Below are 13,845 nucleotides of genomic sequence, written 5' to 3' on the forward strand. Positions count from 1 at the left end.
CACTGAACGCGTTCAGGGGGCCACTGGTGGAGACCTTACGTAGAACAGACGCACGGCCGAGGGGTTTTGTCGCGGACTTTGACCAGGGTCACACCCACCCCGCTACACCCAGGTGTCCAGCCACATCCGGCCCCGCCAGGAGTCCATGGGGAGGGACTGGCCGGTATAGATCGGCCAGAAGTAAATGAAGTTCCAGACGATCAGGAGCACCAGCACGCCCGCCGCCACCGCTCCCAGGGCGCGGCGGCGTTCCGAGGAGCCGGCCGGGCCGAGCAGGGCGCCGATCATCATGGCCACCGCCAGGCAGAGGTACGGGACGAAGACCACCGCGTAGAAGTAGAAGATGGTCCGCTCCTGGTAGTTGAACCAGGGCAGCAGGCCCGCGCCGAGCGCGCACGCGATGGCGCCCGCCCGCCAGTCGCGGCGGAAGAACCACCGCCACAGCACGTACAGCAGCGCGAAGCAGCCCGCCCACCACAGCAGCGGCGTGCCGAGCGCCAGCACCTCGCGCGCGCACTTGACCGTCTCCGTCGCCGGGCAGCCGTCGGTGCCGGGCTCGGGGGACTCGTAGAAGTAGGAGACGGGACGGCCCAGGACCAGCCAGCTCCACGGGTTCGACTCGTAGGTGTGGCCCGAGGTCAGGCCCACGTGGAACTTGTAGACCTCCGTCTCGTAGTGCCACAGGCTCCGCAACCACTCCGGCACGAACGACCACGAGCTGTGCTGGTCGTTCTTGGCGGCCCAGTCGCGGAAGTAGCCGCCCTTGCCGTTGTCGGGGGAGAGGATCCAGCCGAGCCACGAGGCCAGGTAGACGGCGATCGCCACGGGGACGGTCGACAGGAAGCCGGGCAGCGCGTCCCGGCGCAGCATCGCCGCGTACGGGGCGCCCGCGCCGGCGGTGCGGCGCGCGGCCGCGTCCCACAGCACGGTCAGGATCCCGAAGAAGGCCAGCACGATCAGGCCGTTCCACTTCGTCCCGAAGGCCAGGCCCAGGCACACCCCGGCCAGCAGCCGGTACGGACGCCAGCCCAGCCGCAGCGTCTCCGCGATCCGGGCGTCCGGGCGGGTCCGCCCCTCCTCGTCCACCGGGAGCGCCGCCGCGAGCCGGGCCCGCGCCCGGTCCCGGTCGATGACCAGCGCGCCGAAGGCCGCCAGCACGAAGAACATCAGCACCAGGTCGAGCAGCGCGGTGCGGCTCATCACCAGGTGCAGGCCGTCCACCGCCATCAGGAGGCCGGCCAGGCAGCCCAGGAACGTCGAGCGGAACATCCGCCGCCCGATCCGGCACAGCATCAGCACGGACAGGGTGCCGAGCAGCGCGGTCATGAACCGCCAGCCGAACGGGTCGAAGCCGAACATCCACTCGCCGAGGCCGATCACCCATTTGCCGACCGGCGGGTGCACGACGTAGCCCGGGTCCAGCGGGAGGGGGACCCCGTCCGGGTTGGCGAGGATCGACTTGTCGATGTCCTTGGGCCAGTTCGCCTCATAGCCCTGGCGGACGGTGGCCCAGGCGTCCTTGGCGTAGTACGTCTCGTCGAATATCACCGCCTTCGGGCTGCCCAGGTGGGCGAACCGCAGCACCCCCGCGAGCAGCGCCACCAGCAGCGGCCCGGCCCACGCCAGCACCCGCTGCCAGTTCTCCGCGGCGGCGGGGCCGATCCCCAGCTGGCCCCACAACTGCGCGGAGGGCCGGGCGTACGGCGGCACCAGGCGGGTGCGCACGTCCGACTGCCGCTTCGCCCCGGCGGGCGGCACGTAGCCGAAGCCGCGCAGACGGCGCAGCCAGGCGGACGGCTGGTCGGCGGGGCCGGGGTGGGGCCCGGACCCGGTGGCGGGCGGGGCCCCCGCGGGGCTGGGCGGCGGCGTCGCGGTACTGGTCACCGGCACATCGTAGGGAACGAGGCTGTGCCACACCCAGGGGGACGGGAGCGTTGGGGCGCGGCGGTTGGGGCGGCTGAGAGGATGGGGCGGTGACCACTGACCAGCCCGGCTCCGCCGAAGCCCCCTCCCCGGCCCTTCCCCCGGCCCCCTCCGACGCGCTCGCGGGGGGCGTCCTCGTCCTCGCCGGGACGCCGATCGGCGACCTCGCCGACGCCCCGCCGCGGCTCGCGACCGAGCTGGAGCGGGCCGACGTGATCGCCGCCGAGGACACCCGGCGGCTGCGCCGGCTGACCCAGGGGCTGGGCGTGTACACCACCGGGCGCGTGCTGTCGTACTTCGAGGGCAACGAGTCCGCGCGCACCCCCGAGCTGGTCGAAGCGCTGGAGGCGGGCAAGCGGGTCCTGCTCGTGACCGACGCCGGAATGCCCTCGGTCTCCGACCCCGGCTACCGGCTGGTCGCCGCCGCCGTGGAGAAGGACATCAAGGTCACGGCCGTGCCGGGCCCCTCCGCCGTGCTCACCGCGCTCGCCCTCTCCGGGCTGCCGGTCGACCGCTTCTGCTTCGAGGGCTTCCTGCCGCGCAAGGCCGGCGAGCGCCTCGGCAAGCTCCGCGAGGTCGCCGGCGAACGCCGCACCCTCGTCTACTTCGAGGCCCCGCACCGGCTCGACGACACCCTGGCCGCGATGGCCGAGGTCTTCGGCGCCGAGCGGCGCGCGGCGGTGTGCCGCGAGCTGACCAAGACCTACGAGGAGGTCAAGCGCGGCGGGCTCGGCGAGCTGGCGGCCTGGGCCGCCGAGGGCGTGCGCGGCGAGATCACCGTGGTCGTCGAGGGCGCCCCGGCGGCGGCCCCCGGCGACGTGGACGCGGAGGAGCTCGTGAACCGGGTACGGGTGCGCGAGGAGGCGGGCGAGCGGCGCAAGGAGGCCATCGCGGCGGTCGCGGCCGAGGCCGGGGTACCCAAGCGCGAGGTTTTCGACGCGGTCGTCGCGGCAAAGAACGCGGCACAAAAGTCGCCGTGAGTCGGTAAAGAGCTAACCTGAAAAGCAAAGCTCAGACCGCGCACCGGGCGCTTTGGGCATGAGTCGCCCAAAGACCGTCCAACACTAGACAGGGCCTGATGCGCTCCCGCCCGAAGAGGCGTCCACTGGCAATGGCACCAGTGGAACAAGAGGAGCTGGCATGAGTGAGATCGCTGAACCCGAACCCTTCGCGGTACCCGTCGCCACGACCGTCACCGCACCCGTCGCACCGGCAGCCCGCACCGCTCCCGTTCCCACTGCCGCTGCCGTGCCGACCGTGCACGAGGCGTACGCCTTCGCCTGCATGAAGTGCGGCTACGGCTGGGAGCAGGCCTATGAGATCGAGCACCACGTCGACGGCACGGGACACCCCTTCATCGTCTACACGGCCGGCGGCGAGCGGGTCCCCTCGCCCCTGTCCAACCCGACCTGCATGAACTGCGGCGGGCACGTGGTGCGGATCATGCGGGAGGGTCAGGTCAAGTCGGTCATAGGCATGCTGGACCAGCTGTACCACCACCGCGCGGCCCCCGGGATCGCCGGCCCGGTGCCCGCCGGGTACACCCCGAGGACCCCGAAACCCCGCAAGGCCACCCTGCACGACGCCCCCGGGCCGGTGCCGGTGACGGCCGAGCGGCGCGGGCTGCTGGCCCGGCTGCTGGGGTTCTTCCGCGGATCGCCCTCGTAGCGGCCCGGGCCGCGGTCCGGTCATAGGATCGGCCGCATGAGCCGTAGTACGTCGAACGACGCGCCGCCCCCGCTGCCCGAACCGCTGCGGGTGGCGGTCGCCGATTCCCACACCCACCTGGACATGCAGTCCGGCACCGTCGAGGAGGGCCTGGCCAAGGCGGCCTCCGTCGGGGTCACCACCGTGGTCCAGGTCGGCTGCGACGTGAAGGGCTCCCGCTGGGCCGCCGAGACCGCCGCCGCCCACGAGAGCGTCCACGCGGCCGTGGCCCTGCACCCGAACGAAGCCCCCCGGATCGTGCACGGGGACCCGGACGGCTGGTCGCGCCAGGGCGCCCGGACCGGCGGCGGAGAGTCGGCCCTGGACGACGCGCTGGCCGAGATCGAGGCGCTGGCCCGGCTGGCGCACGTGAAGGCGGTCGGCGAGACCGGGCTGGACCACTTCCGGACCGGCCCGGAGGGCATGGCGGCGCAGGAGCGTTCCTTCCGCGCCCACATCGAGATCGCCAAGAGGCAGGGCAAGGCGCTGGTCATCCACGACCGCGAGGCCCACGCGGACGTGCTGCGAATCCTGCGCGAGGAGGGCGCCCCCGAGCGGACGGTCTTCCACTGCTACTCCGGGGACGCTGAGATGGCCCGGGAGTGCGCCGCCGCCGGGTACTACATGTCCTTCGCCGGGACCGTCACCTTCAAGAACGCGGCCCCGCTGCGCGAGGCCCTCGCGGTGGCTCCGCTGGAGCTGGTGCTCGTGGAGACGGACGCCCCGTACCTGACCCCGGCCCCGTACCGCGGACGGCCCAACGCCCCGTACCTCATTCCGCTGACCGTACGGGCGATGGCCGCGGTCCGCGGCCTCGACGAGGACGCCATGGCGACGGCGCTGGCGGCCAACACGGCCCGCGCCTTCGACTACTAGGCCGGACTGCCAGGCCGCCGCCCGCCTCCGTACCCGCCCGCCTCCGTACCCGCCCGCCTCCGTACCCGCCCTCACCCGTTAGCCGCCCTCACCCGTTCGCCACGTTCCGTAGTCGTCCCGCTTTGTGGCGTGACGACGGCTCCGCTAGGGTGCCGTGCCCGAAGCAGCCGGACGGACCAGTGGAGCGAGCGTCATGAGCGATGTGGCCTGGCCGGCCGGCGAACGGACCCCCTGGCCCGGGGACGCGGACCCGGGGCCGGAACCGGCCCCCACCGGTGGTGGCGTGGTCGGCTGGGCGGAGGCGATGGCCGCCCGGCCCGGAGCCCATGCCGCGCCCGACCCCGGCCGGGCCGCCTGGGACACACCCCTCCCCGACCCCGGCCGGGCCGCCTGGGAAGCGCCCTTCCCCGGCCCGGATCCCGCAGCGGGGAGCCCGGCGCAACCCGCCCCGGAACCGGAGCCCGCGGTGCCCGCGCCCCGGGCCGGCGGGCGGCGGCGTACGGGAGCGGGCGGAGCCGGGGCCGGCCCCGCGCAGGGCCGCCGGGCCCGCGGCAGGGGCGCCGCACCGGAACCGGAACCTCAGCGAGAGCCGCAGCCGCAGCCAGAGCCGCGGCCAGAACCGCAGCCGGGACCGCAGCCGGAGCCCCCGGCCACCGGACGCCGCCGGCGTGCGGAGCAGGCGGCCGGTGCGGACGCGTCGGCCACCGCCGGGGCCCCGGCCGGGCCGGGCCACAGGCGGGGAACCGCGCAGGGCGTACCCGGCGCCCCGGATCCGGCGGCGCCGCTCCCCGCAGCGGCCGCGGACCCGCTCGCGCCCGGGCCGGGCCGCCGCCGGGCCGCCGGGATTCCGGACCCCGCGGGGCCCGGCGGCGGGCACGCTGGGCCGCGCACGGCCGCCGGGGTTCCGGACGGTGCGGGGCCCGGCCGGCGCCGGGGCGGGGCACGGGCCGTCTCCGAGGTCTCCGAACCGGCGGGGCCCGGCCGCAGGCGCGGTGGCGTACGGGTGCCCGCCGAGACCGGGTCCGCGTGGCCGGGCGCGGCGGCCGCCGAAGCGGCGGCTCCCGCGGGGACCGGGCGGCGCAGGCTCGACACGGTGCCCGCCCCGGCGGGACCCGGGACCGGTGGCCGGCGGCGGGGCGGCGCCCCCGCACACCGCGACAGCTGGCGGCGGATCGTGCCGCAGGCCCTGGTCGTGGCCTTCCTGGCGGGCGGCACCACCGCCTTCGTCGCCGCCGACAAGGCGGTCCGCCTGACCGTGGACGGGGTCCCGCAGACCCTGCACACCTTCGCCGGCGACGTCGACGCCCTGCTCGTCGCCGAAGGACTCGGCGTCGGCCCCCACGACCTCGTCGCCCCGGCCGGGGGAGAGCCGCTCGACGACGGGGACGAGATCGTCGTCCGCTACGGCCGCCCGCTGAGGCTGACCCTCGACGGACAGCGCCGCGAGGTGTGGACCACCGCCCGCACCGTGGACGGCGCGCTGCGCCAGTTCGGCATCCGCGCCGAGGGCGCCTACCTCTCCGCCCCCCGCGACGCACCCGTCCCGCGCGCCGGGCTGGCCCTCGCCGTGCGCACCGAACGCAGCATCACCTTCATGGCCGACGGCCGCGAGCGGGCCATCCGCACCAACGCCGCCACCGTCCAGGAGGCCCTGGACCAGGCCGGGATCAGCCTCCACGGCCAGGACACCACCTCCGTGCCCCCCGGCTCCTTCCCGCGCGACGGCCAGACCGTCACCGTGCTCCGCATCACCGGCACCCGCGAGATCCGCGAGGAGCGCATCCCGTACGAGACCGAGAAGGCCAAGGACGCCACCGTCTTCGCGGGCACCGAAGTCGTCGAGCGCTCGGGGCGGCCCGGGGTGCGCAGGGTCACGTACAGCCTGCGCACCGTCAACGGGGTCCGCCAGAAGCCCCGCCGGATCGCCGAGGAGACCGTCCGCGAGCCCGTCAGCCAGCTCGTCAAGGTGGGCACCAAGCCGCTGCCGAGCTCCGTCCAGGGCGCTGACGGACTCGACTGGGCCGGGCTGGCCCGCTGCGAGTCGGGCGGCCGGCCCGGCGCCACCGACCCCTCGGGGACGTACGGCGGGCTGTACCAGTTCGACGTGCGGACCTGGCAGGCCCTGGGCGGCAGCGGCCGGCCGCAGGACGCCCCGGGCCCGGAGCAGACGTACCGCGCGAAGAAGCTCTACGTGCAGCGGGGGGCGAGTCCGTGGCCGCACTGCGGCCGTACCCTTTATCGGTGAGCACAGCAGAGCAGCAGCCCGAGAACACCGTGCCGGAGACCTCCGAGCCGCAGACCACCGCACCCGCGGCCGCCGCGCCCGAGACCTCCGCCCTCCTCGGCGCGGCCGACATCCGGGAGCTGGCCGCCGTACTCGGCGTACGGCCGACGAAGCAGAAGGGCCAGAACTTCGTCATCGACGCCAACACGGTGCGCCGCATCGTGCGCACCGCCGAGGTCCGGCCGGACGACGTGGTCGTCGAGGTCGGTCCCGGACTGGGCTCGCTGACGCTCGCGCTGCTGGAGGCCGCCGACCGGGTCGTCGCCGTCGAGATCGACGACATCCTGGCCGCCGCGCTGCCCGCGACCATCGAGGCGCGGATGCCGGAGCGCAAGGACCGCTTCGCCCTCGTCCACTCCGACGCGATGCTGGTGAAGGAGCTGCCCGGCCCGCCGCCGACCGCGCTCGTCGCGAACCTTCCGTACAACGTGGCCGTGCCGGTCCTGCTCACCATGCTCAGCCGCTTCCCGAGCATCGAGCGGACGCTCGTCATGGTGCAGGCCGAGGTCGCCGACCGGCTCGCCGCCAAGCCCGGCAACAAGGTCTACGGAGTCCCCTCGGTCAAGGCCAACTGGTACGCGGACGTCAAGCGGGCCGGCTCCATCGGCCGCAACGTCTTCTGGCCCGCGCCGAACGTCGACTCCGGGCTGGTCTCCCTGGTGCGCCGGGCCGAGCCGGTGAAGACCACCGCCTCCCAGGCCGAGGTCTTCGCGGTCGTCGACGCGGCCTTCGCGCAGCGCCGCAAGACCCTGCGCGCGGCGCTCTCCGGCTGGGCCGGGTCGGCGGCGGGCGCCGAGGCGGCGCTGGTCGCCGCCGGGGTGTCCCCGCAGGCCCGCGGCGAGTCCCTGACGGTGGAGGAGTTCGCGGCGATCGCCGAGCACAAGCCGGCGGCGGAGAGGCCCGCGCTGTGAGCTCCGTGACGGGTGTGACGGTACGGGTCCCCGCGAAGGTCAACGTGCAGCTGGCGGTGGGCGCGGCCCGTCCCGACGGCTTCCACGACCTGGCCAACGTCTTCCTCGCGGTCTCCCTCCACGACGAGGTCACCGCGACCCCCGCCGAGTCCCTGACGGTGACCTGCGCGGGCCCGGACGCGGACCAGGTCCCGCTGGACCGTACGAACCTGGCCGCGCGGGCGGCCGAGATGCTCGCGGCCCGCAACGGCCTGACCCCCTCCGTCCACCTGCACATCGACAAGCGCATCCCGGTGGCGGGCGGCATGGCGGGCGGCAGCGCGGACGGGGCGGCGGCCCTGCTGGCGTGCGATGCGCTGTGGGGTCTGGGCACCCCGGTCGCCGAGCTCCTCTCCCTCTGTGCGGAGCTGGGCAGTGACGTGCCGTTCAGCCTGGTGGGCGGGGCGGCGCTGGGTACCGGGCGCGGGGAGATCCTGACCCCGGTGGAGGCGGGCACCTTCCACTGGGTCTTCGCGGTGGCCGACGGCGGCCTCTCCACCCCGGCGGTGTTCCGGGAGTTCGACCGCCTCACCGCGGGCGTGGAGGTTCCCGCCCCGCAGGCCTCCCCGGAGCTGCTCGCGGCCCTGGCCTCGGGCGATCCGGACGCGCTGGCCGTGACCCTGGCCAACGGCCTGCAGCCCGCGGCCCTCTCGCTGCGACCGTCCCTGGCCGACACCCTGGCCGCGGGCACCGATGCGGGGGCGCTGGCCGCGCTGGTCTCCGGCTCGGGCCCCACGACGGCCTTCCTGGTCCGCGACGCGGAGTCCGCGGCCAAGGTGGCGGCGGCCCTGGACGCCTCCGCCACCTGCCGCAGCACCCACGTGGCCACCAGTCCCACCCCAGGCGCAACCCGCCTCTGACCACCCCGGACCCCGGGTGGGGGGTACCTAGGGGAGAGTGAGTACGTGCGCCCTGTTGGGGGGCGGGGTGGCGCGGGAGCGTGGGGGTATGGGAGTCACCGCCAAGGACATCGCCGCCGTCACCCCGGCCACCCGGGACCGCTACGTCGACCTGCTCCGGGTCGCCTCGCTCGGGACCGTCATCGCCGGCCACTGGCTGATGGCCGCCGTCAGCCGCGACGGCATAGGGAACCTGCTCGCCGTCGTGCCGCCGCTCCAGGTCCTCACCTGGGCGCTCCAGGTCATGCCGGTGTTCTTCTTCGTCGGCGGGTTCTCGCACGCCCTGTCTTACCGCTCCCTCGCCCGCCGCACCGACGGCGGCCCCCTCTACGCCGCCTTCCTGCGGGCCCGCCTCCAGCGCCTGCTGCGGCCCACCCTGGTCTTCGTGGCCGTCTGGACGGCCACCGCGCTCGCCGCGCAGCTGTTCGGCGGGGGTGGCGGGCGGCTGTCCGGGGCCGCCTTCCGGCTGGTCACGCAGCCGCTGTGGTTCATCGGGATCTACCTCGCGATGGTCGCCCTCACCCCGCCGCTGCTCAGGCTCCACGAACGCTGCGGCTGGGCCGCCTTCGCAGGGCTCGCCGCGGCCGCCGCCGCCGTGGACCTGCTGCGGTTCGCCGGAGGCGTCCCGTACGCCGAGTTCCTGAACTTCGCCTTCGTCTGGCTCGCCGTCCACCAGCTCGGCTTCCTGCGCGCCGACGGGCGGATCCGCCGCCCCGGCGCCCTCGCCGCCGCCGGTCTCGCCGCGGCGGTGGCGCTGGTGGCGTACGGGCCGTACCCGCTCTCCATGGTCGGGATGCCCGGCGAGAAGGTCTCCAACATGGCCCCGCCGACGCTCGCCCTGCTCGCGCACGGGATCTGGCTCGTGGGCGCCGTCGAACTGCTCCGGGCCCCCGCGGGCGCGTGGCTGGCCCGGCCCCGGGTCTGGCGCCGGGTGGTCGCCGCCAACGGGGTCGCCATGACGGCGTTCCTCTGGCACCTCACCGCGATGCTCGCCGTCTACGCCGCCCAGCTGGGCCTCGGCATCGCGCTGCCCGAGCCCGCCGGCGCGGCCTGGTGGGCCCAGGTCCCGGTCCGGTTCCTCACCGCCGCCGCGCTGACCTGCGTACTCGTCGGGCTCTTCCGCCGCTTCGAAGCGCCGGCCGCGAGCCGTCCGGGCCGTCCGGGCCGTCCGGGCCGTCCGACCAGCGCGGGCAGCGCGAGCCGTCCGAGCAGCCCGCCCCCCGGCTCCGGCGCCCGCGCCGCCCTCGGCACCGTGCTCTGCCTCCTCGGCGTCCTCGGCCTCTCCTCGACCGGTCTCGGCGGGCTCCTGGAGGGCCACAGCGCCACCCTGATCGCGTTCCCGGTGACCGCTCCCGCCGCGATCGGCATGGCGATCGGCGGGTGGCTGCTGGTGGAACGGTCCGGCACTTCGCGGAGGGTTAGGCTGGGGGGCTGATCCACACCCCTTCCCTGGAGCGCTCCTGATGGCCGTCAACCTGGTCAATGTCGAGGCAGTCAGCAAGGTGTACGGCACCCGTACCCTGCTCGACGGCATCTCCCTCGGCGTATCCGAGGGGGACCGGATCGGTGTCGTCGGCCGCAACGGCGACGGCAAGACCACCCTCATCCGCATGCTCGCCAAGCTGGAGGAGCCCGACACCGGCCGGGTCACCCAGAACAGCGGCCTGCAGATGGGCGTCCTCACCCAGCACGACTCCCTTGACCCCGAGGCCACCGTCCGGCACGAGATCATCCGGGACATGGCCGACCACGAGTGGGCCGGCAATTCCAAGATCCGCGACGTGCTGACCGGGCTGTTCGGCGGCCTCGACCTGCCCGGCTTCGGGCAGGGCCTGGACACCGTCATCGGCCCGCTCTCCGGTGGCGAGCGCCGCCGCATCGCGCTGGCCAAGCTGCTCATCGCCGACCAGGACCTCCTCGTACTCGACGAGCCCACCAACCACCTCGACGTCGAGGGCATCTCCTGGCTGGCCAAGCACCTGCAGGAGCGCCGCTCCGCGCTCGTCTGCGTCACCCACGACCGGTGGTTCCTCGACCAGGTCTGCACCCGCATGTGGGACGTGCAGCGCGGAGACGTCCACGAGTACGAGGGCGGCTACAGCGACTACGTCTTCTCCCGCGCCGAGCGCGACCGCATCGCCGCCACGGAGGAGTCCAAGCGGCAGAACCTGATGCGCAAGGAGCTGGCCTGGCTGCGCCGCGGCGCCCCGGCCCGCACCTCCAAGCCGCGCTACCGCATCGAGGCCGCCAACGAGCTGATCGCCGACGTGCCGCCGCCGCGCGACAAGTCCGAGCTGATGAAGTTCGCCAACGCCCGCCTCGGCAAGACGGTGTTCGACCTGGAGGACGTGACCGTCCAGGCCGGCCCCAAGACCCTCCTCAAGCACCTCACCTGGCACCTGGGCCCCGGCGACCGCGTCGGCCTCGTCGGCGTCAACGGCGCCGGCAAGACCTCCCTGCTGCGCGCCCTCGGCGAGGCCGCCCGAACCCAGGGCGAGGTCCAGCCGGCCGCCGGAACGGTGACCGTCGGCAGGACGGTCAAGCTGGCCTACCTCTCCCAGGAGGTCGGCGAGCTCGACCCCTCCCTGCGGGTCCTGGAGGCCGTCCAGCGCGTCCGCGACCGGGTGGACCTCGGCAACGGCCGCGAGATGACGGCGGGCCAGCTGTGCGAGCAGTTCGGCTTCACCAAGGAGAAGCAGTGGACGCCCGTCGGTGACCTCTCCGGTGGTGAGCGGCGCCGGCTGCAGATCCTGCGCCTGCTGATGGACGAGCCCAACGTCCTCTTCCTCGACGAGCCCACCAACGACCTCGACATCGAGACCCTGACCCAGCTGGAGGACCTCCTCGACGGCTGGCCCGGGTCGATGATCGTGATCTCGCACGACCGGTTCTTCATCGAGCGCACCACCGACACGGTGATGGCCCTGCTCGGCGACGCCAGCCTGCGGATGCTGCCGCGCGGTCTGGACGAGTACCTGGAGCGCCGTCAGAAGATGATCGAGGCGGCCTCCCCGGCGCCCGCGGCGGCCGCCGCCGGGAAGTCCTCGGCCTCCGGGGACGCGCGCGCCGCGAAGAAGGAACTCCAGAAGATCGAGCGCCAGCTCAACAAGATGATGGACCGCGAGAGCAGCCTGCACGCCCAGATCGCCGAGAACTCCACCGACTTCGACAAGGTCGCCAAGCTCGACGCCGAGCTGCGGGAACTCATCTCGGGCCGGGACGAGTTGGAGATGCGCTGGCTGGAGCTCGCCGAGGAGGCGTGAGTTCCGGGGGCCATCCCCCCAACTGGCCGGATAACGGCGGCATCACGGGCCGGTCCTCCCTTGGGAACAGGGGGCGGACCGGCCCGGTGCAGTCCGGGCCGTCAGTGATAGAAAGAGCATCCTCCGACACCCGAAGCCGAAGGTATGCGCTGATGACCGAGCCGCCCGAGCCGCCGAACCAGCCGCCGACACCTTCCGGTTACGGGCACCTGCCCGGACCGCCGCAGCCCGGTTACGGATTCCCGCCGCAGGGCGAGAACCCGTACGCCCAGCAGCCCCAGCAGCCGCCGCAGGGCCCGTACGGCCAGCAGCCCCAGCCGCCCCAGCCGCCGCAGGGCCCGTACGGCCAGCAGCCGCCCGGGGGGTACGGGTTTGCGCCGCCGCCCCCGAACATGCCGCCCGGCGCCCCCGGCGGCCCCGGCATGCCGCCGGGGCCGCCCGCCAAGCCGAAGAAGAAGCTCGTCGTGATCATCGCGGCGGCCGTCGCCGGTGTGCTCGTCCTCGGCGCCGGCGGCTACTTCGCCTTCGGCGGGAACGGCGACAAGGACAAGCCCGTCGCCCAGGAGTCCTCCTCGCCCTCCGACGACAAGGCCTCGCCCTCCGACTCCGCGGACAAGGGCGACGGCAGCGGCAACGGCGGCGAGGACAAGGAAGACCTCAACGCCGGCCGCAAGCAGGGCGAGGACAAGGTCCTCTGGTTCAAGACCAGCAAGATCGACGGCCCCGGCTCGGGAGTCGATTCCAAGGGGCAGTGGATCATCGGCGACACCCTGGTCAAGACCCTCTGGAAGACGGTCACCGGCTACGGGGTCGCGGACGGCAAGGAGAAGTGGAGCCTCACCCTCCCCACCCTGATCTGCGGGGTCACCGACCGGACCACGGACGGCAAGACCGTCGTCATGTACAAGGACGGCGAGACCGACGGCGCCACCTGCAACCAGATGCGGATGATCGACCTCAAGGCCGGCAAGGAGGGATGGTCGCACGAGGTGCCGAAGGAAGGCCTCTTCGACATCTTCACCAGCCCCGACCTGGCCCTCACCGGGGACACCGTCGTCGTCAACCGGATGGGCACCACCAGCGCCTTCAAGGTCAGCACCGGAGAGAAGCTCTTCGACAACAAGCGGGACCAGGGCTGCCAGCCCGGCGACTTCGTCGCCATGGGCGGCAAGATGATCGCGATCGCCACCTGCCTGGACGCCGACAAGACCGTCGAGGTCATGGACGCCGACCCGGCCACCGGCAAGAGCACCTGGGCCTACAAGCTCCCCAAGGGCTTCGACGTCAAGACCGTCTACTCGCTGGACCCGATCGTCCTCGACCTCGGCAACAGCGACAAGAAGGAGCGCTCCATCGTGGTCCTCGGACCCGACGGCAAGCAGCGCACCACGGTCTCCGGCGAGGGCAGTTTCCCGGTCGGCTGCGGCGGGCTCTTCGACCGCTCGATCCAGAGCTGCGGATCCTCCCTGGTCGACGCGAACACCCTCTACCTGCCCACCAAGGCCGATATCGGCAAGCCGAACGAGATCGTCGCCTTCGACCTGGGCACCGGCAAGGAGAAGTGGCGCACCCCGGCCGGCGAGGGCCGCACCCTCAGCCCGCTCAAGGCGGCGGGCGGCCAGCTGGTCGTCTACCGCGAGGCCACGAGCGACAAGGGCGGGGAGGTCCTCACGATCCCGGCCGCCGGCGGCACGCCCACCGCGGTCCTGCGCAACCCGTCCGGCGCCGCCGCCCCGGTGGAGAGCTCCTTCCTCTCCCCGCAGGTGGACTACGTGGACGGCCGGCTCTTCGTCTCCGCATCCCACCTGCAGGCCCAGAACAAGGACGAGAAGTTCCTGATGGTCTTCGGCAAGTGAGCGACCGCCCCGAGCACGAGCAGTCCGCCGAGCCGCCCACCGAGAGGCAGTAGCACCGATGAGTACCCCGCCGCCCCCCAGCCAGCC

At 73.8% G+C, this 13,845-nt stretch carries 10 protein-coding genes; 9 read left to right on the plus strand and 1 reads right to left on the minus strand.

Translation table 11 applies throughout. From position 1 onward, the window contains the following. Window positions 1–102: 102 nt before the first annotated feature. Entirely contained in the window at window positions 103–1,884 is a 1,782-nt protein-coding gene (locus tag OG904_RS17760) for a dolichyl-phosphate-mannose--protein mannosyltransferase (protein WP_405492066.1), read from the minus strand. Window positions 1,885–1,973: 89 nt separating this feature from the next. On the opposite strand from OG904_RS17760, the gene rsmI reads away from it, so the two are divergent. The 9 genes from rsmI (at window position 1,974) to OG904_RS17805 (ending at window position 13,758) form a co-directional block, all read left to right on the plus strand. Then, a complete protein-coding gene (gene rsmI, locus OG904_RS17765; RefSeq protein WP_405492068.1) occupies window positions 1,974–2,903 on the plus strand; it encodes a 16S rRNA (cytidine(1402)-2'-O)-methyltransferase in 930 nt (309 codons plus the stop codon). 304 nt (window positions 2,904–3,207) lie between these two features. Beyond that, entirely contained in the window at window positions 3,208–3,591 is a 384-nt protein-coding gene (locus OG904_RS17770; RefSeq protein ID WP_405498084.1) for a hypothetical protein, read from the plus strand. A gap of 36 nt (window positions 3,592–3,627) precedes the next feature. Beyond that, the gene (locus tag OG904_RS17775) at window positions 3,628–4,506 is read left to right on the plus strand and encodes a TatD family hydrolase (protein ID WP_405492070.1); all 879 of its coding nucleotides are present in this window, start codon (window positions 3,628–3,630) and stop codon (window positions 4,504–4,506) included. Window positions 4,507–5,350: 844 nt separating this feature from the next. Further along, on the plus strand, window positions 5,351–6,751 hold the full coding sequence (locus OG904_RS17780; RefSeq protein ID WP_405498086.1) for a ubiquitin-like domain-containing protein: 1,401 nt from the start codon (window positions 5,351–5,353) through the stop codon (window positions 6,749–6,751). A 29-nt stretch (window positions 6,752–6,780) separates the two neighbouring features. Then, window positions 6,781–7,701, plus strand: coding sequence for a 16S rRNA (adenine(1518)-N(6)/adenine(1519)-N(6))-dimethyltransferase RsmA (gene rsmA, locus OG904_RS17785; RefSeq protein WP_405498088.1), 921 nt, complete (start codon window positions 6,781–6,783; stop codon window positions 7,699–7,701). Further along, entirely contained in the window at window positions 7,698–8,600 is a 903-nt protein-coding gene (locus OG904_RS17790) for a 4-(cytidine 5'-diphospho)-2-C-methyl-D-erythritol kinase (RefSeq protein WP_405492072.1), read from the plus strand. The genes rsmA and OG904_RS17790 overlap by 4 nt, the downstream gene beginning before the upstream one ends. A gap of 88 nt (window positions 8,601–8,688) precedes the next feature. Then, window positions 8,689–10,074: an acyltransferase family protein gene (locus OG904_RS17795; RefSeq protein ID WP_405492074.1), complete on the plus strand. Its 1,386-nt coding sequence runs from the start codon at window positions 8,689–8,691 to the stop codon at window positions 10,072–10,074. Between the two features lie 28 nt (window positions 10,075–10,102). Then, entirely contained in the window at window positions 10,103–11,902 is a 1,800-nt protein-coding gene (locus OG904_RS17800; RefSeq protein WP_405492076.1) for an ABC-F family ATP-binding cassette domain-containing protein, read from the plus strand. A gap of 152 nt (window positions 11,903–12,054) precedes the next feature. Further along, complete coding sequence (locus tag OG904_RS17805) at window positions 12,055–13,758, plus strand: PQQ-binding-like beta-propeller repeat protein (RefSeq protein WP_405492078.1); 1,704 nt, start codon at window positions 12,055–12,057, stop codon at window positions 13,756–13,758. Window positions 13,759–13,845 lie beyond the last annotated feature (87 nt).

It is taken from the genome of Streptomyces sp. NBC_00096, assembly GCF_045041305.1.
Lineage (GTDB): Bacteria > Actinomycetota > Actinomycetes > Streptomycetales > Streptomycetaceae > Streptomyces.